Here is a 26,795-nt window from a genome sequence, read left to right on the forward strand (position 1 = left end):
AATTAATAATTAAATGGGGTCGCAAAATCAAAAATAAGGGTAATGATTGTATCACAGTTTAAATGTGCAACAGCTTACACCGCAATGATTTTACACTTAAAATAAATAGAAGGTGAGGATTTTGCATCTTGAGCTTTTAGTAGAAGAAGCATCCCTAGAATCAGCTTTGACCCAGCTTTTGCCGAAAATAGTGCCATCGACTGTTAGCTCTAAGATTCATGCTTTTCGAGGAAAACCAGATTTACTTGCTAACTTGCCTAATCGTTTGAAAGGTTATCAAGCATGGCTTCCGCCTGATTGGAAAATTGTTATTTTAATAGATGAAGATCGAGAAGATTGTCTCAAATTAAAACAACAACTAGAAATAATGGCAATATCATCGGGATTAATCACTAAATCTTCCTGTCAAAAAGATAAATCATTCCAAGTCTTAAATCGAATTGTAGTTGAAGAATTAGAAGCGTGGTTTTTCGGCGATGTTGAAGCAATTCGCCAAGCTTACCCTAAAGTCTCTCCCAATTTAGCTACTCAACAACCGTATCGCGACCCCGATGCTATTAAAGGGGGTACATGGGAGGCTTTGGAAAGAGTCCTGAAAAAAGCTGGATATCATCCGGGAGGACTAGAAAAATATAAAGCCTCTAGCGAAATTTCTCAATATATGAATCCTGAATTGAATCGCTCTAAAAGCTTCAAAGTCTTTTATCAAGGTTTATTAGAAACCATCAATAGTAAGCAAGTATAATCAACTTTATAGACAATTTTCGCTCTCGTCATTGCTGAGCTAGGAGCCAGGAATGATTTAGAGATCAAACCTAGATCAGCGCTTTCTGATGACACGCTGTAAATAATAACAAAATTTTGAGCATCGCACCAGCGTCCTACCCCTCCACATCTTTAAGCGCATCCTGCTGTTTAGGCCTTCTATAACCATAGCAAGCACATCGCTAACTGGGTAAATTTTTCTTCCCGGGCGGAGTTATTATCTGCAGGTAGTTGCAGCAACGTCCGCTGGGGATTTTTTTGCGTCTGCTTGAAATTATCAAGACAATTCGGGAATGCTACCTAAAATTAATTAAAGGGCTTTATGGAATCTTTACGCTGTCACGATATATTTAAAGGAATCGTGAAGTTATACTTCCGGGAGATGTCTAATTGTATGGTTTGTGAGAACGTGCGATCGCGTAAGTGCGAACCGAAAGCCAAAAATTTTAGAGAAGTCCGCAGCCCAGAGTTGCGCGGCGGCTTAACTCTCAGTAGAATTTATCCGGGTGGTTTTTGCCACGGACGCGACAAACTCGTGTCGAACTGCTTAAATAAGAATGTGACGTTAAGAACTTAATGTGATTTAACGTGAAAATTAAACCCAATTTCTGAGATTTGAGCTAACTTAACAATTAAAGCCCCTGTTGCACTACTCAACCCGCAACGCTTCATTTGGGGTCAGAGTCGGTCTCTAATCCAGAGTTGCCGGCTTAAAACTAAAGCTACGAGCTTTATTCAATCGCAGATTGCGTATGATTCAATTCAGGGAAACAGGGTAATGATGGGTGTATCTACACGGATGGTATTGGTTCCAATTTGGGCAACTCAAAAATTGTCTGCTAACTGTCTGGCCAACTACGCCGCAGCCGTTCACCCAGATATACGCAGAAAACAGCGCCGTTCGATCGTGCCAAAGTTTTTGCGGGCCGTTCTCAGGATTTAGCAGAGCCGGACATGAGTTAGTATTGTCAAGCTAAGCTGACAGAGTTTTCCTAGTTCTTGACCAACAATGGAAAACAACTTCCATTTTTTGTGAGAAAGGCTACAATCGGAAAGGTCTTGGCAAGATCCGATTCTCCCCGTTTGGTGCTTCAACCCTCTGCTGTTGCATTTGAGGCAGCAGACCAGCATCCAAGGTGGCGAAAATTTGCCGTGCAACTGTCATGTCTGACAACCAGAGTGAAAGCAAGGCGCATCAAAAGTTCGACACCTCGAATACAAAAGTTAGAGGGTTCCGTGCCGAAAACTTGTACGGGTAAAAGCTCGAAGTACCGAGTAAAAAAGCCAGTATTTTTGGAAGTGCGATCGATCGCACTTCATGGTTTGCTTCTGGACGCCAGGTATCGCAGATGATGTGATAACTCGCTCCGAAAGAAAAAGCCTCAAGCTCAATTCAAGGTCGCGATGTTAAAATCTGCGATCGATTGAATGCCCTGGCTGCTTCAGACCAGAACTCGAACTGTGACTCATAAAACAGGTGCAGTTTCGGTAACAGATTCAGGTAGCCGACCGAAAATCCCACTATTTTTTCCTGCGGGAATGTCAATACTGGCTAACTTGTCTAAACTACAAACAGACACTATTCCACTGTTATTTATTCTTTAATTCAGGAGCATGAGGAAGACGGCATGATCCAGGCTAACACCGTACTCGCAACCACAATTACACCGGAAATGGAAACACTCGAGTTGCTTCGGGGCGCCGAAAGCGTTCTACCTGAGAGCGAGTTGGAACTCTTTATCGACGAAGAAGACGATCGAGAAGAATTCTTAGACTCTCAATCTGAGGAAGACCCTAAATCTGGCAAAGGCGCCAAAGCCCGCCGTCGGGCACAGGCAAAGAAAAAGCATTATACTGAAGACTCTATTCGTCTTTACCTGCAAGAAATCGGTCGGATTCGATTGCTGCGAGCTGACGAAGAGATTGAACTAGCGCGCAAGATTGCAGATTTGCTGGAATTAGAGCGAGTTCGAGAACAACTGCTCGAAGAGTATAACCGCGAACCCAAAGACAGCGAATGGGCTAATGCTGTAGATATGGCACTTCCTGCATTCCGTCACCGACTCCACGTCGGCCGTCGGGCCAAGGAGAAAATGGTGCAATCAAACCTGCGTTTGGTGGTGTCGATCGCCAAAAAATACATGAATCGCGGTTTGTCTTTCCAAGATTTGATTCAGGAAGGCTCTTTGGGTCTGATCCGGGCCGCTGAAAAATTCGATCATGAAAAAGGCTACAAGTTTTCTACCTACGCAACTTGGTGGATACGTCAGGCCATCACCCGAGCAATTGCCGACCAATCCCGCACTATCCGCCTGCCGGTTCACCTTTACGAAACCATTTCGCGGATCAAGAAAACTACCAAACTCCTGTCTCAGGAAATGGGCCGCAAGCCTACGGAAGAAGAAATCGCCACTAAGATGGAGATGACGATCGAGAAGTTGCGGTTCATTGCTAAGTCCGCACAGTTGCCCATCTCTCTAGAAACTCCGATCGGCAAAGAGGAAGACTCGCGTCTGGGAGACTTTATTGAATCTGACGGGGAAACGCCAGAAGATCAAGTCTCGAAAAACTTGCTCAGGGAAGATTTGGAAAGCGTTTTGGATACTCTCAGCCCCCGCGAACGGGATGTACTGCGACTGCGTTACGGCTTAGATGACGGACGGATGAAGACCTTGGAGGAAATTGGTCAAATCTTTAACGTCACCCGCGAGCGGATTCGCCAAATCGAGGCTAAAGCCCTGCGGAAGTTGCGCCATCCCAACCGGAACAGCATCTTAAAAGAATATATCCGCTAGAGTAATTTGCTAGCATCACCCGAAAGAGTGATTATCACTCTTTTGGGGGGGGAACCCCCCGACCCGGTTTGAGCTATAGCTGTTAAATTTTGTGCTGCTAACTGCAGGGAGCAATTGGCTATTTGTGGCCCAAATCGCGCTGTCAAAATTTTGGGAGTCCGTAACGGAACTCCCAAGCTTTGCATTGGCACAAAAATCTTAACTAGAAAATTACATCACGCCCCAAAAGTGAAGCAGACCTTGACCGGAAACCAATTCGATGATGACAGCGGCAGAAAAGCCAATCATAGCGAAACGACCGTTCCAATTTTCGGCTCCTTCGCTGAAGCCCCAGTTCCAAGCGTTGCGTTTTTGTTCTTGCATAGTGCGAACTCCTTTCGTTAACTTGTGTAAGGCTTATGTAAATAAATATAACATTCCTTGAAAAAAATGCAAGCTTGTGATTAGTGATATCGGTCACAACGGTCGATCGACCTTGATGATTTTGCCTAACGAGGAAAAATAGCCAACTCGGTATCAGGGTCGAACAAGTGAATCTTGTCATGGGCGATGGCCAACCAAAGCTCCTCGCCAACTCGGATCGATCGCTCCGGAGGAACCCGCACTTGCATCCGCACGGCCGGAGCATCCGTCAAACAAACTCCCAAATAAGTTTCGTGTCCCAAAGCCTCTACAATTTCCACTTGTACCGAAATATTTTTGGTAGCCGGAGGGTTAATGCTCAGATGTTCCGGCCGAATGCCCAAAATTAGCCCTCGCCCGTCATATTGTTGTAGACTTTTTGCCCAAATATCGGGTAAAGTAAAGCGAAATTGCGGGTGAGAAATCAACAAGGGGGCACTAAATTCCACCAACAAGAAATTCATCGGCGGAGAACCAATAAACTCAGCAACAAACAGATTAGCCGGCTTATTGTAAAGCTCTAGAGGTTGAGCTACTTGCTGAATCTGGCCGACCTTCATAATAGCAATCCGATCGCCCATAGTCATCGCCTCAGTTTGGTCGTGAGTTACATAAATAGTTGTAGTTCCCAACTGTCGCTGCAACTGCACAATTTGCGATCTCGTTTGGGCCCTCAATTTCGCATCCAGATTCGATAACGGTTCGTCCATCAAAAAAACTTCAGGATTTCTAGCCATCGCCCTACCCAAAGCTACCCGCTGCTTTTGCCCTCCCGAAAGTTGTTTCGGCAAGCGATTTAAAAGAGATTCTATTTGCAATAATTCAGCTACCTCCCGCACTCTTTTTCCTACAGCCTTTTCCCGTTCCGACAAGTAGCGCAAACCCGGAGGCAACTTGCGAGTCGCTCCTACCAAAAAATCCTCCCATAAAGCATATATTCGCTCGTTGTTTAAAGTATTAGAAGCTAAATAATTAATAAGCTCTTTTACCTGATTCCTGATTTTTTCTGCCTTCTCCCTGCTTCCTTTTTCTTTTTCTGTCTCTTCTCCCTTCTCTCTGCTCCCTTCTAGCTGCTTCCTTCTAGCTGCTCCCTTTTCCCTTGTTCCTTGTTCCTTCTTCCTTCTATCAGTTACATCCGTTACATCCGTTACAGAATCCGTTGCCGAACTTCCTTCTTCCTTCTCCCTTTCCGAGCGGCGCAATCCAAAGGCGAGATTATCGTAAACTGTTAAGTGAGGATAGAGAGCATAATTTTGAAATACCATAGCGATATCTCGGTCTTTAGGAGGCAAATCGTTAAGGAGCCGATCGCCAACCCAAATATTGCCGGCAGTCAAAACTTCCAAACCGGCGATCGATCGCAGCAAAGTGCTTTTTCCGCAGCCAGAAGGCCCCACCAGCACCATGAATTCCCCGTCTTCGACCGTTAGGTTAATGCGCCGCAAAACGCTGTTAGACGAAGGGCGATCGGCTATAGGCGAGACACTTTCTGCGACGGTGTTTGCTTCTTTTTCCTGTTCTCCTTGGCGGAGCGGAAAACTTTTGTAGATATTTTCTAATACAACTTGCGCCATTAAACAATTTTAGATTTTAGATTTTAGATTTTAGATTGGGGAATTGGAGGCAGAGCCTCCGGGTATGTATTCCCAGGCAGAGCCTGGGAACAAGGCTGAATGGGGAATAGAATTGGACGTAGACGCTCGAAGGCAACAAGGCCAAGTCTCAATCGAGGCACAGCGAATAATGACCAATGACTAATGACTATTGACTGCTGATAACTTTGATAATTTTTTCACCTGGATTGAGGTCAAAAACTCGATCGCCCGCAGCATCTTTCCCCCAAAAAGCTATAGCATCAATAGTCGATCGCAGCAGGCGGCCAGAATTAGTAAAAAGTTTGACATCCGTACCCGGAACAGCCTGCAGCAAGCCAACTAAAGCATCTTTAGGCTCTGAGAAACGAAAAGCTTGAGTGCCAATTTCGCCCCTGTTAGTAAGTCTGACAGAACCTGCAGGCATTCGTTTTGCCCAACCCAACTCGGAAAATAGTACCAGACTGTCGTTCGCGTCGAGAGTGATGCAACCCACCAACTCTTCCTGCTTCCGCAACCTGGTTACTTGAGATCCCTGGGCCGCGCGGCCCATTGGCGGCAGTTGTTCATCATCGATCTCAAACCGAAGGACTCGGCCTCCTGAAGTTGCGATCGCCACTTGCTCGCCGACTTTACCCAGACTCGCACAGCGCAGCCGATCGTCCTCCTTGAGTTTAACAACAGTAACGCCGCGATTAGTCAAATCAGCAAATTCCTGCATCGGCAAGCGCTTAATTTTCCCTTGCTGAGTCAGAGTTACTAAATCTGCCGCTTCCGAATTTTCCGGCAAAATAAAGTGTGCAACTGTGATTTCCGACAAAGCGCGACCGGCACTTTCTTTAGTAGCACTCGGCGACAACAAACTAACGATCGGCGTTCCCCGGTCTTTGGCGCTACTACTAGGAATATCGGCCACTTTCAGCGGGTAAGCTTTGCCGTTAGGAGTTAAGACGACCAAAGTGCGATCGGTTTTCGTCAGATCTGCCGTCACAATAAAATCTTCATTTTTTTCTAAAGCTGAAACCGATTTTTCGCGACTTTTCGAGCGTGGTTTTTCCCCAGGCGGCAAGCGTCGCACGTACTGCTTGTGCGAAAATTCAACAATAGTTTCCTCTGCCTCTAGAACGGGCAATAAGTTAGGCTGAATCGTTGCCGGCGACAACTGCTTCACCCCAGAATTTTTCTTGCCCGCAAATTGTGATTCGGCGTTTGCTGCGCGTGCAGTTCCATTGGCGAATTTAGTGCGGCGGGGGTCAGCGTACTTGCGTTTGAGCGATCGAAATTCCTTCTTTAAAGCCTTCAAAAGTTCGCGTCTGTCGCTCAACAACCGCTGCAATTCTTGAATATTAGCCATCAACTCATCAAACTCAGACTGCAAATTTTGCCTTTCCAAACCAGTCAGCCTACGCATAGGCATCGCCAAAATCGCATCAGCTTGACTTTCGCTCAAATTGAGGCGAACTTGGAAAGTTTGCTTAGCAGTAGAGCCGTCAGGAGAATTTCTGAGAATGTCGATCGCGGTATCGAGATTTGTCAAAGCCAACATTAAGCCTTGGACAATATGACAGCGGCGTTCTGCAGCTTGCAACTCGTAATTGTAGCGGCGGGTAAGAGTCACTTCCCGGAAATCGAGAAATTCTTGCAACAATTGTCTCAGCGTCAACTGTCGCGGTTGACCGTTGACAATTGCCAGCAAAATCGCGCCAAAATTTGTTTGCAGGTCAGTTTGTTGGTAAAGACGAGCCAGAACCGCTTCAGGGGTAAATTCCCGCTTGAGTTCAATCACCACTCGAATGCCTTCGCGATCGCTCTCGTCACGCAAATCAGAAATACCGTCGAGGCGGCCAGCATTGACCAACTCCGCCACCTTTTCAATCCAAGCCGCCTTATTTACCTGAAACGGAAACTCCGTCACCACGATCGCCGTTTTAGTACGCACCTTGCGATTACCTGGCACTTCTTCCACCCCGGCCACACCCCTGACCGCAATGCTGCCTCGACCCTTAGTGTAGGCGTCAACAATGCCCTCTGTAGCGACGATTTCCCCTCCGGTTGGAAAATCAGGACCTGGAATCAGTTCTATCAACTTCTCGTCGGATAGTTCCGGGTTTTCAATCAAAGCAATTAAACCGTCTACCACCTCCCCCAAATTGTGCGGCGGGATATTAGTTGCCATCCCCACAGCAATGCCCGTACAGCCGTTGAGTAACAGAAACGGCAACTGAGCAGGCAGCGCCGTCGGTTCCTGCTGGGAACTGTCAAAGTTAGCAGTAAAATCAACAGTTGCATCGCCGACTTGGGTTAGCATAGCTTCGTGGGCGATCGGTGCTAGCCTCGTTTCCGTATAGCGCATAGCAGCCGCCGGATCATTGTCCACCGAACCGAAATTGCCGTGACCCGCCAGTAAAGGATAGCGGCTCGAAAACTCCTGAACCATGCGTACCAGAGCGTCGTAAACCGATTGGTCGCCGTGGGGGTGATATTTTCCCAAAACATCTCCAACTACCCTGGCGCACTTACGGTAAGGTCGGTCTGGCGTCAGACCGAGTTCGTGCATCGCATATAAAATTCGACGGTGAACTGGTTTTAAACCGTCGCGGACATCAGGCAAAGCTCGCCCGACGATCACACTCATGGCATATTCGAGGTACGATTGCTGCATCTCGGCGTGCAGAGGCGTAGAAATTACTTGCCCGGAAAGTAGGTTGAGTTGTTTAGCCATGAGTCCTTGTGTCCGTTAATTCCTGAGTGAAAACAGCCTCTGTCAATAATGCCGAGGTTCCCTGTCTCGATTTAAAAGCCTTTGCAGCAGGCGAACCGAAAGTTCGACCCAACCGCCCAGTTGAAGAATAAAAATAAACTTAACTTGTGAAAGCAGAATCAGAGTCCCGAAGACGGGCCACACTGGCCTCTTACTCTCCACTCTTACCCTAACCTCTATGTTGCCTTCATTTGTGTCTACCTGTCTATTTACCTTCTGCCGTGAGAAGGTTGATTCACAGGAGAACACGGAATGCCAGAAACTCAGAACGTAGTGAGGCTGTAGCTCTTCCTAGGAAAGCATCACGAGGGACTTGAGTCCCCGTCAATCCATGATAGAATTTAATTGCAATTAGGAATAACCATCTACACGAAGAAATATTATATTCAGGAGAAACCCCAGATTGATCTCGTCTCGGTATAGTCGTAGCTTGGATCGAGCAGCAATGGTAGACGATCGAGCTTACCGTATTTTGGCAAGCGTGATGGACTCCGAAAGTATTACAAAAGAAAAGTAAGCGGAATTGGAATACCTCTGGTACTGGTACTTGTTCTGATCGTGTAGAGGCGACTGGACTGTCAGTAACCCCGGTCTAAAGACACGGGGCTTGCAAGAGAAATCTGGCAAGCCGTACTGACCAGACTAAGGCTTAATTGCCTACGTTTTGAGAGTCACGACACCCTGTGGATGTGTAGCTAGTCCCCTGCTCTGTCCGAAGCAATTAAACAGTTCTAAGGTCACGCTCAACAGTGTTGCAGGTCTAACAAGCTCTCGAAACATTGTCGAAGCTAACATTACCCCATTCATGGGAGGCACAACCAGTGCAAAATACTATGCGTACAGGATTGGAAGATTGGAAGCGGTAATTGTCCCGTTGAAAGTGCAATACAAAAGTACACTCCCGTTAACCAATCCCAAGGCGGTAGTAAATCAAAAATATAAAGCCGTGCTTCTAGCACGGGGTTTCTACCCATTTTTTCTGATGAGGGAAGTCCAAGTTTTGGGCTTATTCAACCATAGAGCGTGGCCCTGACTCGCTGAGAGTGTCAAAAATGCCGATATTGATGAATTCATCAGTCAAAAGCTCTCCTGGCGATATCTCCTAGTCTGACATCCCCTTGATGAACGCAAGCGTCGATATTTTCAGCCGTTTTGAGGGGTTAAAACTGAGTATTAGGAATCTCCAACAATCCCCGCTCGATTCGCTACTCCGAATGCTGTGGCGACGGGAGTATGTGAATAAACATGGCTTGATTCTAATGAGGAAGAAGGAAAATAATTATCACACATTCCCGAATCTAATACCAGTTCAAAAAATAGTGCAACTGTAGGCCCGTGTTCCAAACGGATATCCAGTCAATCAGTTCCCATCTAAAATCTAAAATCTAAAATCTAAAATCTAAAATCTAAAATCTAAAATCTAAAATGGTAGAAGCCGAAGGCTTGACCGAAAGAGAGGATACTATAGTCCAGGACGCACGGGTAGTCAGAAACCGGGTTTTTTCATAGCAAGAGTTCGTTATAGCCCGCCGAAACGATCAAAAACCCGGTTTCGAGGCGTCGTCCATCCGTCCTGGATTGTACTAGAAACCTGCTACCTGAGAATCAGGAGACTCTCACCAGTTCCAGGTCTAGTTATAAAAAAGAACTAAACTGTCTGTGTGTAGTAGTCTAAATGATGGTACTGGATGCTTCTAAGCATCTGTAAACCCTCTCACAGCTAGTGGCTCAAGGATATACATACGGGTTTTGCAGGGTTCCCGGCTGATGGCGCTAAAAACTCTGCATTTTTGACGGGGATGTAGTCCCTGTGCCGTGTTCCTCTTTGGACTAAAGTCACAAAGTTTCTATACTTCCCATATTTATTTATGAAAACCGTTCTGATTGTAGAGGACGATTTGGTTAATGCTCGGGTTTTTTCCAAAATTCTGACTAAGCGGGGGGGCTTAGCCGTAAAGCACACGGAAAATGTTGAAGAGGTGATGCAGATTGCTGCCAACGGCGAAGCTGATTTGATTTTAATGGATGTGTCTCTTTCGCGCAGCGTGTACCAGGGCAAATCTGTTGACGGCATTAAGATTACTCAACTGCTCAAAGCTGACCCGCAAACGGCCTCGCTGCCGATTATTTTGGTGACTGCTCACGCGATGGCCGGTGATAAAGAAACATTTCTGGATCAAAGCGGTGCCGACGGTTACATCTCTAAACCTGTGGTAGACCATCAAGAGTTTGTTAATCAAATCAAGGCTTTGCTGCCTGATTGAGTGAACCATATATGCAGAAGGAAGAAGGAAAAAGGAAGAAGGAAGAAAGAATTGTTTGTTTGAACCAACAAACAATTAAAACTCTCTTATTTACAAAGTTTTCTTGAACTCTGAATCTTCCTTCTTCCTTCTTCCTTTCGATGTCCGATCGCACAAAGCTATGAGTTCGGACTTGTAATTTCTGAGGACAAATTTGAGATTTTTATGACGAGTGAAATAGGAGTGTGCGTTGCGACGAGGAACGAAATTATCCTCAGCGATCGCAACACCATTCACTCGCTTCATGCAACCTCAAAACTATGATTAGTCTTCGTCCTCATCGAAATCAAAACCAATATCATCTTCATCGTCAGCATCAGGCCCCAAGGCATCGTCTTCAGACTCAGCGACAAACTCGTCTTCATCAACCTCAACTTCCTCAAAATCCTCATCGGGCTCAAGATCGGCCCCGCGCCCAATTTCATAGCCGCTTTCGATCGTATAAGCACGACGGGCAGTGCGATCGTCAAGTACAACATCCTCCTGTAAATCGTGGATGTCGTCATCAAATACGGCACCATCAAAACCCGCATCCTGAACCCCAGCATCCTCATAGGCATTGAACCCAGTACCGGCAGGAATCAGGCGGCCGATAATCACATTTTCCTTCAGGCCTCGCAGCCAGTCAGACTTACCTTCGATCGCAGCCTCAGTCAACACCCGCGTAGTCTCCTGGAACGAAGCAGCGGAAATAAAGCTATCAGTATTCAGCGAAGCCTTAGTAATCCCCAGCAACACCGGAGTATAATCCGCTGGCGCCCCACCAGTAATTGACATCGCCTCATTCACCTGCTCTACCTGCCGCAACTCTACCAACTCGCCCGGCAGCATGGTAGTATCGCCGCCATCCTCCATCCTGACTTTGTTGGTCATCTGGCGGACGATTACCTCGATGTGCTTGTCGGAAATATCGACGCCCTGAGACTGATAAACCGACTGCACTTCGTTCACCAAAAAGGTCTGCACCTGTTGGAAACTCTCCAAAGCCGCCTCAAAAGTAGACTGCCGCTCCTTGAGCACGTGGAAGAACACCTCCAGAATCTCGTGAGGGTTAGCAGGCCCATCGGTCAAGGCTTCGGCGACGCCTACGCGCTGTCCGTCGGAAACGATGGGGTTTTGACCGGGCAACAAGGGATATTCTTCAATCCGGCCGTCATCCTCTATGACGGCAAGTTCGACAACATCGTCGTCTGTCACCACACGAGCTGTGCCGGGCCGCTTGGCTAAAATACAGGCTTCTTTGGGCTTCCGTCCTTCCAGAAGTTCTTCAATCCGGGGCAAACCTTGAATGATGTCTCCAGTTTTTGCGCGCTCAAATACGAGAATCACTAGGTTGTCTCCCCGCTGCACTAGGTCGCCGTCGTCTACGTGCAGGACTGCACCGGCGGAAACCCGGTAAGGGCGGGCTACCCTGAGCACAAGTTTGGCGGGTTCTGTCTCGGAGGCGGGGACTATTTTTACGACTTGGCCGGATTCTTCGAGAATAACTCCGGGGGCTATTTCGGTACCGGCGACGAGCAGTTGACCGGGACTGACATCGGGGGTACCGGCTACGGAGATGGAAATGGAGTCGGCATCTCGCATGACTAATAGGCGGCGTACTGGTTCGCCGTGGCCTTCGCGGATGCCTCGGACGATGCCGGCTTCTTTGCAGAGAATTTCGGTGCGGGCGACTACTGCTCCGGGGGCGATCGACTGTCCATCTTCGACCAACAGCCGTGTGTGGGTGCTGCCTTGGGTGGGGTCGGCGGAGACATCTCGCCGAATCACGAGGGATTCCAAAATTACTAGCTGCAAGCGGAAAGTCTTGGAGGTTCGATCGCTCCCATCATCCACGGCTACCGCCAACTCCTGCGACACATCTTCGGCGGAACCCCAAGCGGGCCCAGAACCATCGGCGCCAAAAGCTGTAGCATCTTCTTCGTCTGGCAATAGCTCGATATCTGCGGCCAGTTGCGGAGCTCCGGAGCCAATTTCCAAGATAAGCTGAGTCCGCAGTAGTTCCAATCCTTCGACTGATTTGACGCGCTCTCCATCTTTGTAAGGAAGTCGCTGCACTGCTTTCAAGGAGATGGACTCGTTGAGGGCGGTCTGTGAGGGTACGGGTGGCTTGTCGGGTACGGGAAATTCGACGACGGGCCGCAGCAATAAGGCGGGGCCTTCGGGGGTTTCGATATATTCGGCATAGCCCAATTCTTCGGCAATCAAGCCTGGGAAAATTTCTTGACCGGCGTTGACGATTTGACCTTCGCCTAATGTTAGGGGGGGGCGGTCTACTACATGGAGGGTGCCTGGTTTGATGACTATTTCCCGGAGGATGTCGTTTTTCTGGGTGATTTCTACTGCTCCGCTGGTTTGGCAGAAGATGTCTTTGACGACTTCTGTGCCGGCTTCGACGTATTGGCCGTCTTCGACTAGGAGGAGGGAGATGTCTTTGTTGACTTCGTGGCACTCTTCTGGTATCCAGAGCAGGGTGCCGCCTTTGACGACTTCGTAGCCAAGTTTGGCTTTGCCGCGCTTGTGGACTTCGACTCCGCCATATTTGACGATGCCTCCTGTGGCGGTGCGGTAGCTGTCGTCGAGCAGTTCGGCGACGACTTCTCCGTTGATGACTTTGCTTCCTGGGGCTGTTTTGAGGGAAAACCGCTGTTTGGAAGATGTTTCGATGGTGTAGTGGTCGCGGCCGCCTGCGCTTTCGGCGCGGACGACTGCTTGGTCGAGGAGGACTTGGGCGGTGATTATTTCGATTTCTCTGGGGTCGGCGATGCGGACTACGCCGCCGTGTTCGGAGACGAGTTTGGTTTCGGCTATGACGCTTTCGGCGGGGATGCGATCGCCGTTTTTCACTGCTGGTTCGGCGCCGGGGGGGAGGTTGTAGACTTCTCCTGAGAGGATCCAAATGAGTCCGCCTTTGCTGGCGGTGCGGGTGGTGTTGCCTTGGCGATCGGTTTTTTCTTCTGGTACTAGGTCGGCAAATTTGGCTTCTCCGGCTAGGTCGGAGGCTACGTCTGTGGTGACTTTTTCGGTGGTTTTGCGGGCTGCGCGTCCGACGATGGGTACTTCTGCTAATACTTGGCCGGGTATGGCGCGCTGTCCGTCTTTGACCATGAGGGTGGAGCCTTGGACGATCGCTAGTTCGATTTTGAGTTTTTGATTTTTGGCGCTGGTTTTCCCTTCTTCAAATCCGTCGCCTTCAAATACAAGTTTGCCGTTGTTTTCGGCGACGAGTGCTTCTTCGCCGTGTCTGGTGCGGAAGGAGCGGGTACGCAGGTTTTTGAATTTGACTACGCCAGGGAAGGGGGCGCGTTCTTGTTTGGCGACTTCTCCGGTGAATACGCCGCCGGTGTGGAAGGTACGCATGGTGAGTTGGGTTCCGGGTTCGCCGATGGATTGGGCGGCAATAATCCCGATGGCTTCTCCCATGTCTACCATTTTCAGGTGGGCGAGACTCCAGCCATAGCAGTGCTGACATACGGATCGGGTAGATTCGCAGGTCAGGGGCGATCGTAGGTACACTTCGCCTACTCCAGAGTTACCAATTTCTCCTGCTAATTCATCGGTGATTGGCTGATTTCGGACTGCTTTCTCGCTGCCATAGGTGACAATTTCTCTTGTTTTGGGGTGCAGGACATCTCTGGCCAAGACGCGCCCTAGCAGCCTGTCTTTGAGGGGTATGAGCACTGTTGCTCCATCGGTCATGGGTCGGACTCGAATTCCTCGCTGGGTGCCGCAGTCTACTTCCCGGACGATTACGTCTTGGGATACATCGACTAAGCGGCGAGTGAGGTAGCCTGAGTCTGCTGTCCGCAGTGCTGTATCGACTAAGCCTTTGCGTGCTCCGTAGGAGGAGATGATGTATTCGGTGACGGTGAGTCCTTCGCGGAAGTTGGTTTTGATTGGTAGGTCGATGATTTCTCCTTGGGGGTCTGCCATTAATCCGCGCATTCCGACTAGCTGTCGGACTTGGGAGATGTTTCCCCGTGCTCCGGAGAAGGCCATCATGTAGACGGAGTTCAGGGGGTCTGTGGCTCGGAAGTTTTTGACTACTTCGTCTTTGAGGTCTTCTGAGGTGCTGTTCCAGGTGTCGATTACTTTTTGGAAGCGTTCGACTTCGGTGATTTCGCCTCTGGTGTATTTTTGTTCGGTGATGCGGATTTCTTCTTCGGCTGCGTCTAGGAGCGATCGTTTTGATGGGGGCACTTGTAGGTCGTCTACGCTAATCGAAACTCCCGCTCGTGTCGCAAACCGGAAACCCAGGTCTTTGAGTTTATCGGCCATTTGCGCTGTACGGGCCGTTCCGTAGTGCATAAAAGACCAAGAAATTAATTTTTTGAGCTGACCTTTGTCAACAACTCGATTGCGAAAAACAATTTCCTTATTTTCTGTCATTTTTCTGAGTAGTAGTAGTAATTGGTAATTGGAGTATTGACGCAGGAGGCTCTCTTGCTGCGAGGCAGAGGGCAGTAGTAAGTAGTAGTAAGTAGGTTGGGCCCGTGGAACTAACCCCAACATTTCACCCACCCAACATTTCACCCACCCCTTCTTAACCCAACCGTATTTATTAGTAATTAGTAAGTAGTAATGGGTAACTTTTCTAACTTCAATCACCATTATTTATTAGCGATTACTTATCAGTCATTACCCACCACCCCTTACCCATTACTTCCTAATTATTTATCACCGACTCAATAGTTTGGTGATAAATAATCCTGCCCGGAGTAGTGCGAATAAACTGATTAATCACCTTACCCTCCCCATCTTCCCGAACCCGGCGGAACTTATATTCCTTCGTCACTATGCCGTCAGTCGATCGTTCTACTTTCAGCGGTTCTCCTTCCGGTTCTGTGTTTTCGATAGCGCCTTGAAACCTCACCCACACATAAGAGTGCAAGTCAACAACTCCTTGCTCGTAAGCTACAACTGCGTCGGTGAGGTTGGAGAAATAGTGACCGGCTCCTTTTTGAGCGTCAGGATTTTCGGCTGTCAAGTAATAGCAACCGAGCACCATATCTTGAGAAGGAGTAACGATCGGTCTCCCAGTAGCCGGCGACATAATGTTGTTAGAAGCCAGCATGAGCAACCGCGCTTCGGCCTGAGATTCCAGAGACAATGGCACGTGTACGGCCATTTGGTCGCCGTCAAAGTCGGCGTTAAAGGCCGGACAAACCAGCGGGTGAAGCTGAATTGCTCTCCCGTCTACCAAAATCGGCTCAAAGGCTTGAATCCCCAAACGGTGCAGGGTGGGGGCCCGGTTTAGCATTACTGGGTGTCCTTCAATCACTTCCTGAAGCACGTCCCAAACACTAGGATCGTTGCGCTGAATCAGTTTTTTGGCTGCTTTGATGTTGTTGACTAATCCTTGGCGGATTAGGCGGTGGATGACGAAGGGCTGGAAAAGTTCGATCGCCATTTCCCTCGGCAATCCGCACTGATGAATCTTCAGCTTCGGCCCCACCACAATCACGGAACGCCCGGAGTAGTCAACCCGTTTACCCAGCAAGTTTTGCCGGAAGCGACCTTGTTTCCCTTCAATGATGTCCGACAGCGACTTCAGCGGCCGATTATTTGCCCCCACCACTGTCCGGCCCCGGCGACCGTTGTCAATCAGCGCATCCACTGCTTCTTGCAGCATCCGCTTTTCGTTACGGATGATAATCTCCGGCGCCAGAATTTCTTGCAGTCTAGCTAAGCGGTTATTGCGGTTGATGACTCTCCGATAGAGGTCGTTGAGGTCACTGGTTGCAAAACGGCCGCCGTCTAACTGCACCATTGGCCGCAAGTCGGGGGGAATCACGGGAATCACGTTGAGAACCATCCAATCGGGTTGAGAACCCGTAGCGATGAAGTTGTCAATAACCCGCAAGCGTTTAATTAACTTTGCCCGTTTTTGACCCTTAGCATTAGCAATATCTTCCCGCAACTTTTCCGCTTCACTTTCTAGCGGAATATTTTGCAGCAAAACTTGCAAAGCTTCAGCACCTATGCCTACTTCTACGCCCGTCAGCGTGGAATCTTCGCTGTAAAGTTCGTCTTCTATTTCCAGCCAAGCATCTTCGGTGAGCAATTGCTTGTATTGCAGCTTTTCTGCATTACCTGCATTGAGGACAACGTAGGCATTGAAATACACGATTTGTTCGACATCTCGCAGCGGCATATCTAACAGAATTGCCATGTAACTCGGGATGCCTTTGAGATACCAAACGTGAGCTACGGGAGCCGCTAATTTGATAAATCCCATCCGGTGACGGCGGACGCGAGATTCAGTGACTTCTACACCGCATCTTTCGCAAACAATGCCTCTATGGCGAACTCGTTTGTACTTCCCACAATGACATTCCCAATCTTTTGCAGGCCCAAAAATGCGCTCGCAAAACAAGCCATCCATTTCAGGTTTTAACGTGCGATAATTAATTGTTTCTGGTTTTGTCACCTCTCCAGTTATCTGACCGTTGGGTAAAGTCCTCTCTCCCCACTGTCGAATTCTTTCGGGTGAAGCTAACCCGATCTTGACGTAATCAAAGCGTTGTTCTATTTTAGCCATTCTTGACTCCAATTGATAATTTACAGTAGATTATTTGGGGTGGTTTATCTTTTTTCTGTGCTTTTTTTAGGTTTAAATCACTCTTATACTCCTTTATAAGTGATATTATTTTTAATATCATAGATAACACTTGAGGATACTTTTAAGTCATCAGCTATTTGAGAGATTGATTCTCTATCTCTAATCCTTTTTCGTACCTCAAGAGCTTGCTCGAAAGTCAATTTTCGATCGAGATATCCACCCATGCGAGGAACTGGAACCTCTTCGCCTGCTTCCTTCCAAGTGACGTGATATTTAATATCGTGTATGGTTTTGCGGCCGACACTGTATTCCTGTGCTACATCCTTCATCCTCTCTCCTGCTGCTAGCTTTTGTCGAATTTCTCGCACCTTTTCCCAATCTAATTTGGCATTGGAAAGAGGATGACTTTTTCCTTGAGTGCGTCCTTTCTTAGAAGCATCTAACAAATTTTGAGTGCGAGTACCTGCCCAAAGGTGTTCTGGATTGATGCAACTGGGATTGTCGCAGGTATGACAAGCATCCATCGAAGTCGGAAGTTCATATCCTAATTTCTCGGCTAAAACAGCACGGGTAACTGATTTTAATTTCCCATTTTTCCAGTATCTGCCATAACCTTGACCATCCTTTCCACCTGAGAAAATGATGCAGCCGCTGTCTTGAATTTCTCCTAAAAAATTGGGTGAAACTGTAGTGAAGTTATCGGGAATATTTGTCTGAAGTATCTTAGTAATAGTTTCATGTTGTACTCCATACTCTTTTGCTAGGTGGTTCTTGATGGTTCCAGATAAATATTTAGTCTGAATTTCCCGTAGTTGTGCGATCGACAATATGCCAATACCGGGAATACTTTTGCGTCTGGGAGTTTTGCGATCGCGCCCAATCATCTGCCCGGTATTCTCAGCAGCAGTACCTACTACCAGATGTGCCGGGTTGATGCAGCTTCGATTGTCGCAGGTATGGCAACCAAAATAACCGGAACCGAGGAACCCTGCTATTTTCGACTCGAGGACTAAACGGTGGACTAATACTGTTTTGCCATCGATCCACTTGCGCCCGTAACCGTTGCCAAACTTGCTCCCTTGCCAATTAATACAGCCCGTCGCCCGGTCAACTTCTCCTTGAATTCCTGGGACAACTGTTACAATATTCATGTTCAGCGTCTCTCCTGTTTAGAGCGTTGATTCGCCTCAGCAGTGGTACGAACACTGCTGAGGCATTTTAATTTGAGATTGTCGATTAAAGATTAAAGAATTGAAGGCTGTCAAAAAATCTTTAATCTTTAATCTAAAATCTTTAATGCCTAATCCTCGTCAAGTTCGTCACGAGAAAGCGATTCGTAAGTAGGCCGGGAGGGCGATCGCTTGCCCCCAGCATCTGCCATCAAATCCACCTCAACGTGCTCGCTGCCCTCGTCGGACGTATTCACCTTGTGCACGGCAATATCCAAGCACAAAGACTGCAACTCCCGCATCAGCACCTTGAAAGATTCCGGCGTACCGGGGCGCGGAATAGCTTTGCCTTTGACGATCGCATTCAGCGCTTCATTCCGCCCCTGCATATCGTCCGACTTCACAGTCAGCAACTCTTGCAAAGTATAAGCTGCGCCGAACGCTTCCAGAGCCCAGACTTCCATTTCTCCGAACCGCTGACCCCCTTGCTGCGCTTTGCCGCCCAAAGGCTGCTGCGTTACCAGCGAGTAAGGGCCTGTGCTACGGGCGTGGATCTTGTCGTCTACCAAGTGCACCAGCTTCAGCATATAAGCGATGCCGACTGTGATCGGACGATCGAACGGTTCCCCAGTTCGGCCATCGTAGACAATAGTCTTGCCGGGGTGCTTTTCATTAAACACCCAAGGCTTGCCGGTTTTTTCGCGTGCCTCCTGTAGCTTGCCGTGTACGGTTTCGCGAGACTTTTCAGCGCCGTGCATTTCATCAAAAGGCACCATCTTGAACCGCATCGACAGATTTTCGCCCGCCCATCCCAGCAAGCACTCAAAAATCTGACCCACGTTCATCCGCGACGGTACGCCCAAGGGATTGAGCACTATGTCAACGGGAGTCCCGTCGGGCAAATAAGGCATATCCTCCATCGGCAGAATCCGGGACACAATACCCTTATTCCCGTGGCGGCCGGCCATTTTGTCGCCGACTTGAATCTTCCGCTTTTGAGCCACGTAGACGCGGACGACCATGTTGGCGCCGGGGGGCAGTTCGTCACCCTGTTCGCGGGTAAACACCCGCACGTCCACCACGCGGCCTTTTTCGCCGTTAGGGACGCGGAGGGAATTGTCGCGCACATCGCGGGCTTTTTCGCCGAAGATTGCCCTCAGCAGTTTTTCTTCCGGCGGTTGGTCGGATTCGCCCTTGGGGGTGACTTTGCCGACTAGGATGTCGCTGGCTTCTACCCAGGCACCTTTGCGGATAATTCCTTGTTCGTCTAGCTGGCGCAGCGCGTCTTCGCCGACGTTAGGAATTTCACGGGTGATTTCTTCGGGGCCGAGTTTGGTTTGACGGGCTTCGATTTCGTATTTTTCAATGTGGATCGAAGTGTAGACATCTTCGTACACCAAACGCTCGCTAATTAGCATCGCGTCTTCGTAGTTGTAGCCTTCCCAAGGCATATAAGCTACGAGGATGTTGTGACCCAGAGCGAGTTCTGCCCCTTCCGTGGAGGAACCATCAGCGAGCACTTGACCTGCTACGACTCGATCGCCCTCATAAATCAGCGGACGCTGATTTAAGCAAGTATCCTGGTTAGAACGCTGATATTTTTGCAGTTCGTGTTCGATGCAGCCAGCATATTTTTGCTTCCAAACCGAGGGCTGTTTGACTTTGAGATCGTCGTATTCCTTAATCAGGAAATGTTCTTCGCTGGAATTCGATTCGGCATCTACAGCCAGGGGTTTGACAATAATCCGGGTAGCGTCGATGTAAATCACCTCGCCGTCGATCCGGGAAACCACAACCATCCCGGAATCTCGCGCCGCCTGAGCTTCCAAGCCCGTACCGACGAGGGGCCGTTCTGGTTTCAGTAGCGGCACAGCTTGCCGCTGCATATTCGATCCCATCAGAGCTCGGTTGGCGTCGTCGTGTTCCAAGAACGGAATCAGCGATGTCGCTACGGAGACGATTTGCACGGGCGAAATCGCCATGTAGTCCACCTGCATCGGAGTGGTGGTAGTGAATTCTTGGCGGTAGCGGACGGCTACGGTTTCGCCCAAGAGGTTGTTGTTTTCGTCGAGGCTGATGTCTCCGGGGGCAACGCGCAAATCGTCTTCTTCATCGGCTGTCATGTAAACAGGCGCTTTGTCGCGCAGCACCCGTCCTTTTTCTACTGGATAAAAAGGAGTTTCGATGAAGCCGTAGGGGTTGACGCGGGCGTGGGTTGCTAAGGAACCGATCAGACCGGCGTTCGGGCCTTCTGGTGTTTCGATCGGGCAAATCCGGCCGTAGTGGGACGGGTGAATGTCCCGCACTGCAAACCCGGCCCGTTCCCGAGTCAGACCTCCAGGGCCCAAGGCGGAAAGCCGACGTTTGTGCGTTAGTTCTGCCAGAGGGTTGGTTTGATCCATGAACTGCGATAGCTGGGAGGAACCGAAGAATTCCTTGATTGCTGCTACCAGCGGTTTGGGGTTGACCAGAGAAGCGGGGCTGAGGGAGTCGGCATCCGAGACGGTCATTCTTTCGCGGATGATCCGTTCTAAGCGGTTGAGTCCGACGCGGACTTGGTTTTGCAGCAGTTCTCCGACACTGCGGACGCGACGGTTGCCTAAGTGGTCGATGTCGTCGGTGGAACCGATGTCGAATTCGAGGTTAATTAAGTAGTCGATCGCCGTCAAGATATCTTGCGATGTCAGCACCCGCGTGGTATCGGGGACTGTCAAGCGCAATTTTTTGTTGAGTTTGTAGCGGCCGACTCGGCCCAAATCGTAGCGTTTGGGGTCGAAAAAGCGCGAGTTAAGGAGCTGTTCGCCGCCCGCCACGGTGGGGGGTTCACCGGGACGGAGTTTGCGGTAGAGCTCCATCAAAGCTTCTTCTTCGCCGAATTGTCCTTCTTTCTCGATCGTTTTTTGGAAGTATTCCGGGTGGCGGAGTGAGTCGTAGATTTCGCCGTCGGTGAGGCCGAGGGCTTTGAGCAGCACCTGGGCTGAGAGTTTGCGGGTTTTGTCGATTCTGACCCAGACTAAATCGTTTTTGTCTGTTTCAAATTTCAGCCAAGCGCCACGGTTAGGGATGAGCGAGGCGTTATAGGAACGGCGACCGTTTTTGTCGGTTTCCGATTTGTAGTACACGCCGGGGGAACGCACGATTTGGTTGACGATGACCCGTTCTGCGCCGTTGATGATGAAAGTGCCGCGCTCGGTCATCAAGGGCAAGTCGCCGATGAAGACTTCTTGTTCTTTGATTTCCCCTGTTTCTTTGTTAATCAGGCGGGTGGGGACGTACATTTGCACCGAGTACGTGCTGTCCCTCCGCTTGGCTTCGTCCACATCATATTTGGGGCGCTTGAGTTTGAAGTCTTTGCCCATGAAGTGGAGTTCCAGCTTGCCCGTGTAGTCTGTAATCGGGGAGAAGCTGTCGAGTTCTTCGATCAGTCCGGCTTCTAGGAACCAGCGAAAACTTGCCCGCTGGATTTCGATCAGGTCGGGCAAGGTGAAGGCGAATTCTGTGTAATCTTTAGTGGTCATGGGTGTCCTTTTTCCGCAGTGGCTCTAGCTTTTTACATGGCGCCAAGGCTGGGCTTTTTTACCTTGTTGCGTTTTTTTGATGGATTGTGTGAGAGAATTTATATGATGTTTTCGATCGCCTGCCAACTGATGCAACGGTTATTTTTGCTGGTGGCTCGCAGTATTTTTGTGCGGATTTTAGTTTCGATCGAGATGCTTTTAGCTCTGATCTCGTGGTATCCCTGGGTGAATTCCCTACACTTTTGACTCCTAAAATTGACTTGACAGCTATTGCCAAATTGCTGAGGTTCCAAGTTTCTTCTGATGTGTAAGTTTGAGTGTGTAAGTTTGAGGTATTGCGTGAAGTTTTGACCGATCCCGAAGGTTAGCGTACTCGCGTTGTGTTGGTAGTTCCTGGGCGACATCGCAGTCGCGGAGACTAAGCCAACGCCCGATCGGTCGGTTCTTTTTATTATAGGACGCAAATCCGATCGCAACAGGCAACGCCAAAAGAATCTCCAATAAAGGATGAATCCGGTTTTTCTGGCTGGATAGAAATGGGATTGTCCCGATCGCTGGCTCCTAAACCAACCTGTTTTCCTCGTTTCTCTGTTCTGCTATAACTAAACAGAAAAGCCGAATAGCTGACAGGCATTTTCGGTTGTCTGCTGGGACAGAGTTAAGAGAGAAACTCCTCTCAATTTAGCAACTTGCTCGGCTACGTAGTAGACGTAGGCTGGTTCGTTGCGTTTTCCCCGCTGGGGTACGGGGGCGAGAAAAGGGCAATCTGTCTCGACTAGGATGCGATCGCTATTTACCATACAAGCTGATTCTTGTATTTGCAAGGCTTTTTTAAAGGTGACTGTTCCGCTAAAACTAATGTAGAAACCTAGGTCTAAAAACCACTGGGTTTCTTCGGGTGTGCCTCCCCAGCAGTGCATGACCCCGCGCACTGGCCCGCGTGTTTGCCAAAAGTTCCTCAGCATTTCGGCCATTGGGGCGGCGGCGTCGCGACAGTGGATAATGACTGGTTTGTCAAGTTCCTGGGCGATTTCAAGCTGTGCCTCAAACACTTTAAACTGGTGTTCTCGATCGTCAGCTTTATAAAAGTCCAGTCCGGTTTCGCCGATCGCCACTACCCTAGAGTCCGAACTTGCTAATTCCCTAATCTGGCTGGCAGTCTCGTCTTTCCACTTGTCCGCATCTAGGGGGTGGAGTCCAATCGCAAACGAGACTTCTGCAAACTGATTGGCGATTGCTTGAATACCGGCAAACTCTTCTGGCTCTACACAAGAATGAACCAGCCGAACTACACCAGCTTCGCGCCAGCGTTCTCGAATGGCTTCTAACTCAGATTTGTAGGTCTCAAAGTTGATATGAACGTGAGTGTCGATGAGCTGCATGGGGGAAGCAGATTAGAGGTGATACGGGAGAGTCTTGGTGGGATAGGGCGAGGGGGGAGTGAGAGAGTCTGGGAGTGGGAGTGGCAGAGAGTGTGCGGGAAAAATCTTCCGTCTTCTTTCTTCCTTCTTCCTGCTTCACGCTTGACAATCAAGCATCCAGGATACCCGCCACGTGATTCATCCGTCCAGAAATAAAAAACCTGTATCCGATGAAACTTGCCCCCCGAATTTATCTCGCGCAAGTCAATGCTTCAATCGAAAATCGAAAATCGAAAATCGAAAATCGATTGACTTCTTCCCTCAACATCCATCCCTTCAATCTTGTACACTGCTTCGTTGCCGAACTTTCTGCTTCCTTAAGACGCTACCGAGGATGTTTCGTGTGGCTTGAGGGTTCTTGCCAAGCGGGACTTTTTACGAGCGCCGTTGTTGCGGTGGAGTACACCTTTTTTGACAGCTTTGTCAATTTTGCTGTAGGCCTCAGACATTCGCTGCTGGACTTCTTGCATTAATTCCGGGCTCGGAGCTGCGGCGTACTTGTCTACGGCCGCGAAATACTTCTTCATCAAAGTTTTGACCGCTGACTTGTAAGATTTGTTGTACAAGCGGTTACGTTCGGCGATTTTGACTCGTTTGACGGCGGACTTAATATTTGCCATAGTTCAGTTGCTGGAAGTAGGTATTCATTGATACACCCTAGTCTCAAGACAGTCCCAAGACACGGGGATTTTGAAGGACAACCTTTTCGGGATCGATCCGCAAAAAGCTTGATTTTTAATGGCGGAGTGAGACAGCCACTTTCCATTCGCTCAGATTGAGATTCAGATTGAGCTGAGTCTGTGGCTACTTTTTGGCGGCGCCCGCGCAATAATTTTTTATTGACTCATTTAACTGCCTGTTCTTTACCCCTGACAATACCCACAGGTATGACACGGGTGTTACGGAGGCGTTTTGCGGTGTTTCCACCGTCACGAGTTAAAGTCACGGTTTCTTGCGCGCAATTTTCAAGTATACAATAATTTGGCGTTTTTTTATAAAAAAATTATCAGGTGTTGGAAAAACTAATATAGCACCTATTTTGCTTAAAATCCAATTCTCTGAAAAATCCAAGTTAAGCTATAAGAAAGAATACGGGTTATTTGGGCTTCGGCAAGAAGCACTTACCGAAGGTAGAAGGTAAAAAGCTGAAGGTAGAAGGTAGAAGGTAGAAGACAGCCGGATCAGAAGGTAGAAGGTAGAAGGCAGAATCAAAATTCTCCCCCTCGAACACTCTCCCTCTCGGATCATATCGGGGTCTGACACTCTCCCCCTCTGCGTTCCCACCCTCTCCCTCCGCAACCGGTTCTCTGGCGGGCAATTCCTAGAGTTGGACTTGCATAGCCAAAAAGTTTACTAAAATTAGTCATACTTAACTTGAATGGTTAACATTCGGGGCGGTATGATTACATCAGTGCCGAAAACAAAGGCTTAATTATCTGGGAGAGTAAACCAGCGTGCAAGTCAAAACTGACCAGCCTATTACAAGGTCGAACGGGAGTCCGCGTTTCGTTAAATGGGTTGAAAATATTGGATGACTCATGGCTAAAAGCTTCAACTAAAATTAACTCAATTAGGGTGGGCTACACCCGAATTAACGCCTGTGGACAAGAAGGAGCCGACTCCCTTGGGTGAAACAGGAAGCAGACCCTTCAGGAGCAATCCTGATTGAATGGTGAGACTTAAATAAGTTTAGCCAAGTTTTGTGTAGCAGAAGGTTGTGACTTGTCCTCAGTGTTGCAAAATCCTCGACAGAGATTTAAACGCTGCACTGAAGCCTTGGAAAATGCCGCGACTATCGCGGTTTAAGCTTGTGGACTGGTGGTGGCCTACTTCTCTAGGAGATAGCCACAAAAATCCCCAATTGTCAAGCAAATGTTAGTGAAGTTATAGACGGCATTCCTAATCTCCATGCTGCGAATCATTACTCAGTGGGTTGAGGCACAAGCTGAACTGCGACGGATCTGCGATCGCACCCATGACGAACTTGTCGTTCACAAAGAAGCCACCGTGCGGGAGGTGCTGCAAGCTGTAAGGCGCAGAGGCGATCGGGCTGTGCTGCACTACACTGCTGAATTTGACCGCATGACCCTAAATGTGGAAGATTTACGGGTGACAGGCGCCGAATTGGATGCTGCTTACCAGCAGGTGTCAAAAGAATTATTAAATGCCATCCGGCTGGCTTGCAAACAGGTAGAGGCGTTTCACCGACAGCGCGTACCCAAGTCTTGGGTGCAGTTTGGTGATGACGAGATTGTTTTGGGCAAGCGCTACACGCCGGTCGATCGAGCGGGAATCTACATTCCTGGCGGTCAGGCGTCCTATCCAAGCTCGGTGATCATGAATGCGGTTCCTGCGAAGGTCGCCAAGGTGCCGAGACTGGTGATGTGTACTCCCCCCGGACAGGAGAAGAAAATGAATCCTGCGGTGCTGGTAGCGGCTCAGGAAGCGGGAGTTGATGAGATTTATCGGGTAGGCGGGGCGCAGGCGATCGCGGCTTTGGCCTACGGTACGGAAACTATTCCGAAGGTGGATTTAATTACTGGGCCGGGGAATATTTACGTCACCCTGGCTAAAAAACTGGTTTACGGGACTGTGGGAATTGATTCTCTGGCTGGCCCGTCGGAAGTGTTGATTATTGCGGATGCTTCGGCGAATCCTGTACACGTGGCTGCGGATATGTTGGCTCAAGCTGAGCACGATTCGATGGCGTCGGCAATTTTGCTGACGGCGGATTCGGTGCTGGCTAGAAAGGTGGTGGCTGAGGTAGACAGACAGTTGGCAAATCACCCGCGCCGAACTTTAACAGAAAAGGCGATCGCCAACTATGGTTTAGTCGTGGTAGTTGACTCGCTCAAAGCGGCGGCGGAACTCTCTAACGAGTTTGCGCCCGAACACTTGGAATTGCAAGTGGCAGATCCCTGGGCTTTGCTCGACCAAATTCGCCACGCTGGGGCGATTTTCTTGGGCTGCTCGACGCCGGAAGCTGTAGGTGATTATTTGGCTGGCCCGAATCACACTTTGCCGACTTCTGGGGCTCCGCGCTATGCGTCGCCGCTGGGTGTCGAAACTTTTATGAAGCATTCGAGTTTGATTCAATATTCGCCGGCTGCACTTAAGAAGGTGAGTAGGGCGATTAATGTTTTGGCAGAAGCTGAGGGGCTTCCTTCTCACGCTGATTCGGTGCGGCTGCGGACTGAAAATGAGGGAAAGGGTGAGTTTTAGATGGTAGATTTGAGATTGGCGATCGGCAAAATACATAGGTAGTCAAAAGCGAGTGAAATGCAATGAAAGGAAGCAATTCTCTTGCGATTATGGTAGCTTTACATTCTGTGACAAGCGACCCAGTTTATTTGCACCTACGGAGTTACGCACTGCGGGCTTAAGAAACCCGGTTTCTTCCAGAATCTTGCTTAAATGACGCAATTATGTTAAGAAACCGGGTTTCGGGGTAGGTAATAATGATGTTGGTGGGAAGGGCGAAATTGTGGAAAGTAGGCGACAATCAGC

At 48.9% G+C, this 26,795-nt stretch carries 19 protein-coding genes; 8 read left to right on the forward strand and 11 right to left on the reverse strand.

Annotated elements, in window-relative coordinates; genetic code table 11:
• Positions 1–121: 121 nt before the first annotated feature.
• The 5 genes from QT990_RS23600 (at position 122) to rpoD (ending at position 3,560) form a co-directional block, all read left to right on the forward strand.
• Positions 122–745: a DUF4276 family protein gene (locus QT990_RS23600; protein ID WP_333283523.1), complete on the forward strand. Its 624-nt coding sequence runs from the start codon at positions 122–124 to the stop codon at positions 743–745.
• A 342-nt stretch (positions 746–1,087) separates the two neighbouring features.
• Positions 1,088–1,342, forward strand: a complete 255-nt coding sequence (locus tag QT990_RS23605; protein WP_333142346.1) for a hypothetical protein — start codon at positions 1,088–1,090, stop codon at positions 1,340–1,342.
• A 201-nt stretch (positions 1,343–1,543) separates the two neighbouring features.
• A complete protein-coding gene (locus QT990_RS23610) occupies positions 1,544–1,708 on the forward strand; it encodes a hypothetical protein (RefSeq protein ID WP_333054806.1) in 165 nt (54 codons plus the stop codon).
• A gap of 116 nt (positions 1,709–1,824) precedes the next feature.
• Positions 1,825–2,118, forward strand: a complete 294-nt coding sequence (locus tag QT990_RS23615; RefSeq protein WP_333142348.1) for a hypothetical protein — start codon at positions 1,825–1,827, stop codon at positions 2,116–2,118.
• A 275-nt stretch (positions 2,119–2,393) separates the two neighbouring features.
• On the forward strand, positions 2,394–3,560 hold the full coding sequence (gene rpoD / locus QT990_RS23620; protein WP_333142349.1) for an RNA polymerase sigma factor RpoD: 1,167 nt from the start codon (positions 2,394–2,396) through the stop codon (positions 3,558–3,560).
• 210 nt (positions 3,561–3,770) lie between these two features.
• On the opposite strand, the gene QT990_RS23625 is transcribed toward rpoD, so the two are convergent.
• The 3 genes from QT990_RS23625 to QT990_RS23635 all read right to left on the reverse strand — a co-directional run bounded on the left by QT990_RS23625 (position 3,771) and on the right by QT990_RS23635 (position 8,276).
• Entirely contained in the window at positions 3,771–3,923 is a 153-nt protein-coding gene (locus tag QT990_RS23625) for a chlorophyll A-B binding protein (RefSeq protein ID WP_190735352.1), read from the reverse strand.
• Positions 3,924–4,048: 125 nt separating this feature from the next.
• Positions 4,049–5,536 carry an ATP-binding cassette domain-containing protein gene (locus QT990_RS23630; RefSeq protein ID WP_333142350.1) on the reverse strand — a complete coding sequence of 496 codons (1,488 nt, stop codon included), beginning with the start codon at positions 5,534–5,536 and terminating at the stop codon, positions 4,049–4,051.
• Positions 5,537–5,723: 187 nt separating this feature from the next.
• Positions 5,724–8,276: a DNA topoisomerase (ATP-hydrolyzing) gene (locus tag QT990_RS23635; RefSeq protein ID WP_333142351.1), complete on the reverse strand. Its 2,553-nt coding sequence runs from the start codon at positions 8,274–8,276 to the stop codon at positions 5,724–5,726.
• A 1,907-nt stretch (positions 8,277–10,183) separates the two neighbouring features.
• On the opposite strand from QT990_RS23635, the gene QT990_RS23640 reads away from it, so the two are divergent.
• On the forward strand, positions 10,184–10,579 hold the full coding sequence (locus QT990_RS23640) for a response regulator (protein ID WP_006632892.1): 396 nt from the start codon (positions 10,184–10,186) through the stop codon (positions 10,577–10,579).
• A gap of 90 nt (positions 10,580–10,669) precedes the next feature.
• On the opposite strand, the gene QT990_RS23645 is transcribed toward QT990_RS23640, so the two are convergent.
• From QT990_RS23645 to rpoB, 5 genes are all read right to left on the reverse strand, one after another.
• Positions 10,670–10,864, reverse strand: coding sequence for a hypothetical protein (locus QT990_RS23645; RefSeq protein WP_333142352.1), 195 nt, complete (start codon positions 10,862–10,864; stop codon positions 10,670–10,672).
• An 18-nt stretch (positions 10,865–10,882) separates the two neighbouring features.
• Positions 10,883–15,007, reverse strand: coding sequence for a DNA-directed RNA polymerase subunit beta'' (locus QT990_RS23650; RefSeq protein WP_333465822.1), 4,125 nt, complete (start codon positions 15,005–15,007; stop codon positions 10,883–10,885).
• A 277-nt stretch (positions 15,008–15,284) separates the two neighbouring features.
• Complete coding sequence (locus QT990_RS23655) at positions 15,285–17,159, reverse strand: DNA-directed RNA polymerase subunit gamma (protein ID WP_333142354.1); 1,875 nt, start codon at positions 17,157–17,159, stop codon at positions 15,285–15,287.
• 83 nt (positions 17,160–17,242) lie between these two features.
• Positions 17,243–18,331: an HNH endonuclease gene (locus QT990_RS23660; RefSeq protein ID WP_333142355.1), complete on the reverse strand. Its 1,089-nt coding sequence runs from the start codon at positions 18,329–18,331 to the stop codon at positions 17,243–17,245.
• Positions 18,332–18,480: 149 nt separating this feature from the next.
• Complete coding sequence (gene rpoB, locus QT990_RS23665) at positions 18,481–21,867, reverse strand: DNA-directed RNA polymerase subunit beta (RefSeq protein WP_333054817.1); 3,387 nt, start codon at positions 21,865–21,867, stop codon at positions 18,481–18,483.
• 102 nt (positions 21,868–21,969) lie between these two features.
• Between rpoB and QT990_RS23670 the strand changes: the two genes are divergently transcribed.
• Positions 21,970–22,113, forward strand: coding sequence for a hypothetical protein (locus QT990_RS23670; RefSeq protein WP_333305303.1), 144 nt, complete (start codon positions 21,970–21,972; stop codon positions 22,111–22,113).
• A 205-nt stretch (positions 22,114–22,318) separates the two neighbouring features.
• Here QT990_RS23670 and QT990_RS23675 read toward each other — a convergent pair whose 3' ends face one another.
• The 3 genes from QT990_RS23675 to rpsT form a co-directional block, all read right to left on the reverse strand.
• Positions 22,319–22,501 carry a hypothetical protein gene (locus tag QT990_RS23675; RefSeq protein ID WP_333305306.1) on the reverse strand — a complete coding sequence of 61 codons (183 nt, stop codon included), beginning with the start codon at positions 22,499–22,501 and terminating at the stop codon, positions 22,319–22,321.
• Positions 22,470–23,249: a TatD family hydrolase gene (locus QT990_RS23680; protein WP_333411016.1), complete on the reverse strand. Its 780-nt coding sequence runs from the start codon at positions 23,247–23,249 to the stop codon at positions 22,470–22,472. Before QT990_RS23680 ends, QT990_RS23675 begins: the two co-directional genes overlap by 32 nt.
• Before the next feature lie 356 nt (positions 23,250–23,605).
• Complete coding sequence (rpsT, locus tag QT990_RS23685; protein WP_333066838.1) at positions 23,606–23,908, reverse strand: 30S ribosomal protein S20; 303 nt, start codon at positions 23,906–23,908, stop codon at positions 23,606–23,608.
• A gap of 1,288 nt (positions 23,909–25,196) precedes the next feature.
• Here rpsT and hisD point away from each other — a divergent pair.
• On the forward strand, positions 25,197–26,510 hold the full coding sequence (gene hisD / locus QT990_RS23690) for a histidinol dehydrogenase (RefSeq protein WP_333305308.1): 1,314 nt from the start codon (positions 25,197–25,199) through the stop codon (positions 26,508–26,510).
• Positions 26,511–26,795: the final 285 nt, after the last annotated feature.

The sequence above is a fragment of the Microcoleus sp. T3_B1 genome, assembly GCF_036700445.1.
GTDB lineage: Bacteria > Cyanobacteriota > Cyanobacteriia > Cyanobacteriales > Microcoleaceae > Microcoleus.

What these genes read in the sequence shown, in the direction of transcription:
- QT990_RS23650 (WP_333465822.1), bottom strand. Translation starts at nt 15,007, where the DNA reads ATGACAGAAAATAAGGAAATTGTTTTTCGCAATCGAGTTGTTGACAAA.
- hisD (WP_333305308.1), top strand. Translation starts at nt 25,197, where the DNA reads ATGCTGCGAATCATTACTCAGTGGGTTGAGGCACAAGCTGAACTGCGA.
- QT990_RS23670 (WP_333305303.1), top strand. Translation starts at nt 21,970, where the DNA reads ATGATGTTTTCGATCGCCTGCCAACTGATGCAACGGTTATTTTTGCTG.
- QT990_RS23645 (WP_333142352.1), bottom strand. Translation starts at nt 10,864, where the DNA reads ATGAAGCGAGTGAATGGTGTTGCGATCGCTGAGGATAATTTCGTTCCT.
- QT990_RS23635 (WP_333142351.1), bottom strand. Translation starts at nt 8,276, where the DNA reads ATGGCTAAACAACTCAACCTACTTTCCGGGCAAGTAATTTCTACGCCT.
- QT990_RS23610 (WP_333054806.1), top strand. Translation starts at nt 1,544, where the DNA reads ATGATGGGTGTATCTACACGGATGGTATTGGTTCCAATTTGGGCAACT.
- rpoB (WP_333054817.1), bottom strand. Translation starts at nt 21,867, where the DNA reads ATGACCACTAAAGATTACACAGAATTCGCCTTCACCTTGCCCGACCTG.
- QT990_RS23655 (WP_333142354.1), bottom strand. Translation starts at nt 17,159, where the DNA reads ATGGCTAAAATAGAACAACGCTTTGATTACGTCAAGATCGGGTTAGCT.
- QT990_RS23675 (WP_333305306.1), bottom strand. Translation starts at nt 22,501, where the DNA reads ATGCCTGTCAGCTATTCGGCTTTTCTGTTTAGTTATAGCAGAACAGAG.
- rpoD (WP_333142349.1), top strand. Translation starts at nt 2,394, where the DNA reads ATGATCCAGGCTAACACCGTACTCGCAACCACAATTACACCGGAAATG.
- rpsT (WP_333066838.1), bottom strand. Translation starts at nt 23,908, where the DNA reads ATGGCAAATATTAAGTCCGCCGTCAAACGAGTCAAAATCGCCGAACGT.
- QT990_RS23680 (WP_333411016.1), bottom strand. Translation starts at nt 23,249, where the DNA reads ATGCAGCTCATCGACACTCACGTTCATATCAACTTTGAGACCTACAAA.
- QT990_RS23640 (WP_006632892.1), top strand. Translation starts at nt 10,184, where the DNA reads ATGAAAACCGTTCTGATTGTAGAGGACGATTTGGTTAATGCTCGGGTT.
- QT990_RS23625 (WP_190735352.1), bottom strand. Translation starts at nt 3,923, where the DNA reads ATGCAAGAACAAAAACGCAACGCTTGGAACTGGGGCTTCAGCGAAGGA.
- QT990_RS23660 (WP_333142355.1), bottom strand. Translation starts at nt 18,331, where the DNA reads ATGAATATTGTAACAGTTGTCCCAGGAATTCAAGGAGAAGTTGACCGG.
- QT990_RS23630 (WP_333142350.1), bottom strand. Translation starts at nt 5,536, where the DNA reads ATGGCGCAAGTTGTATTAGAAAATATCTACAAAAGTTTTCCGCTCCGC.
- QT990_RS23605 (WP_333142346.1), top strand. Translation starts at nt 1,088, where the DNA reads ATGGAATCTTTACGCTGTCACGATATATTTAAAGGAATCGTGAAGTTA.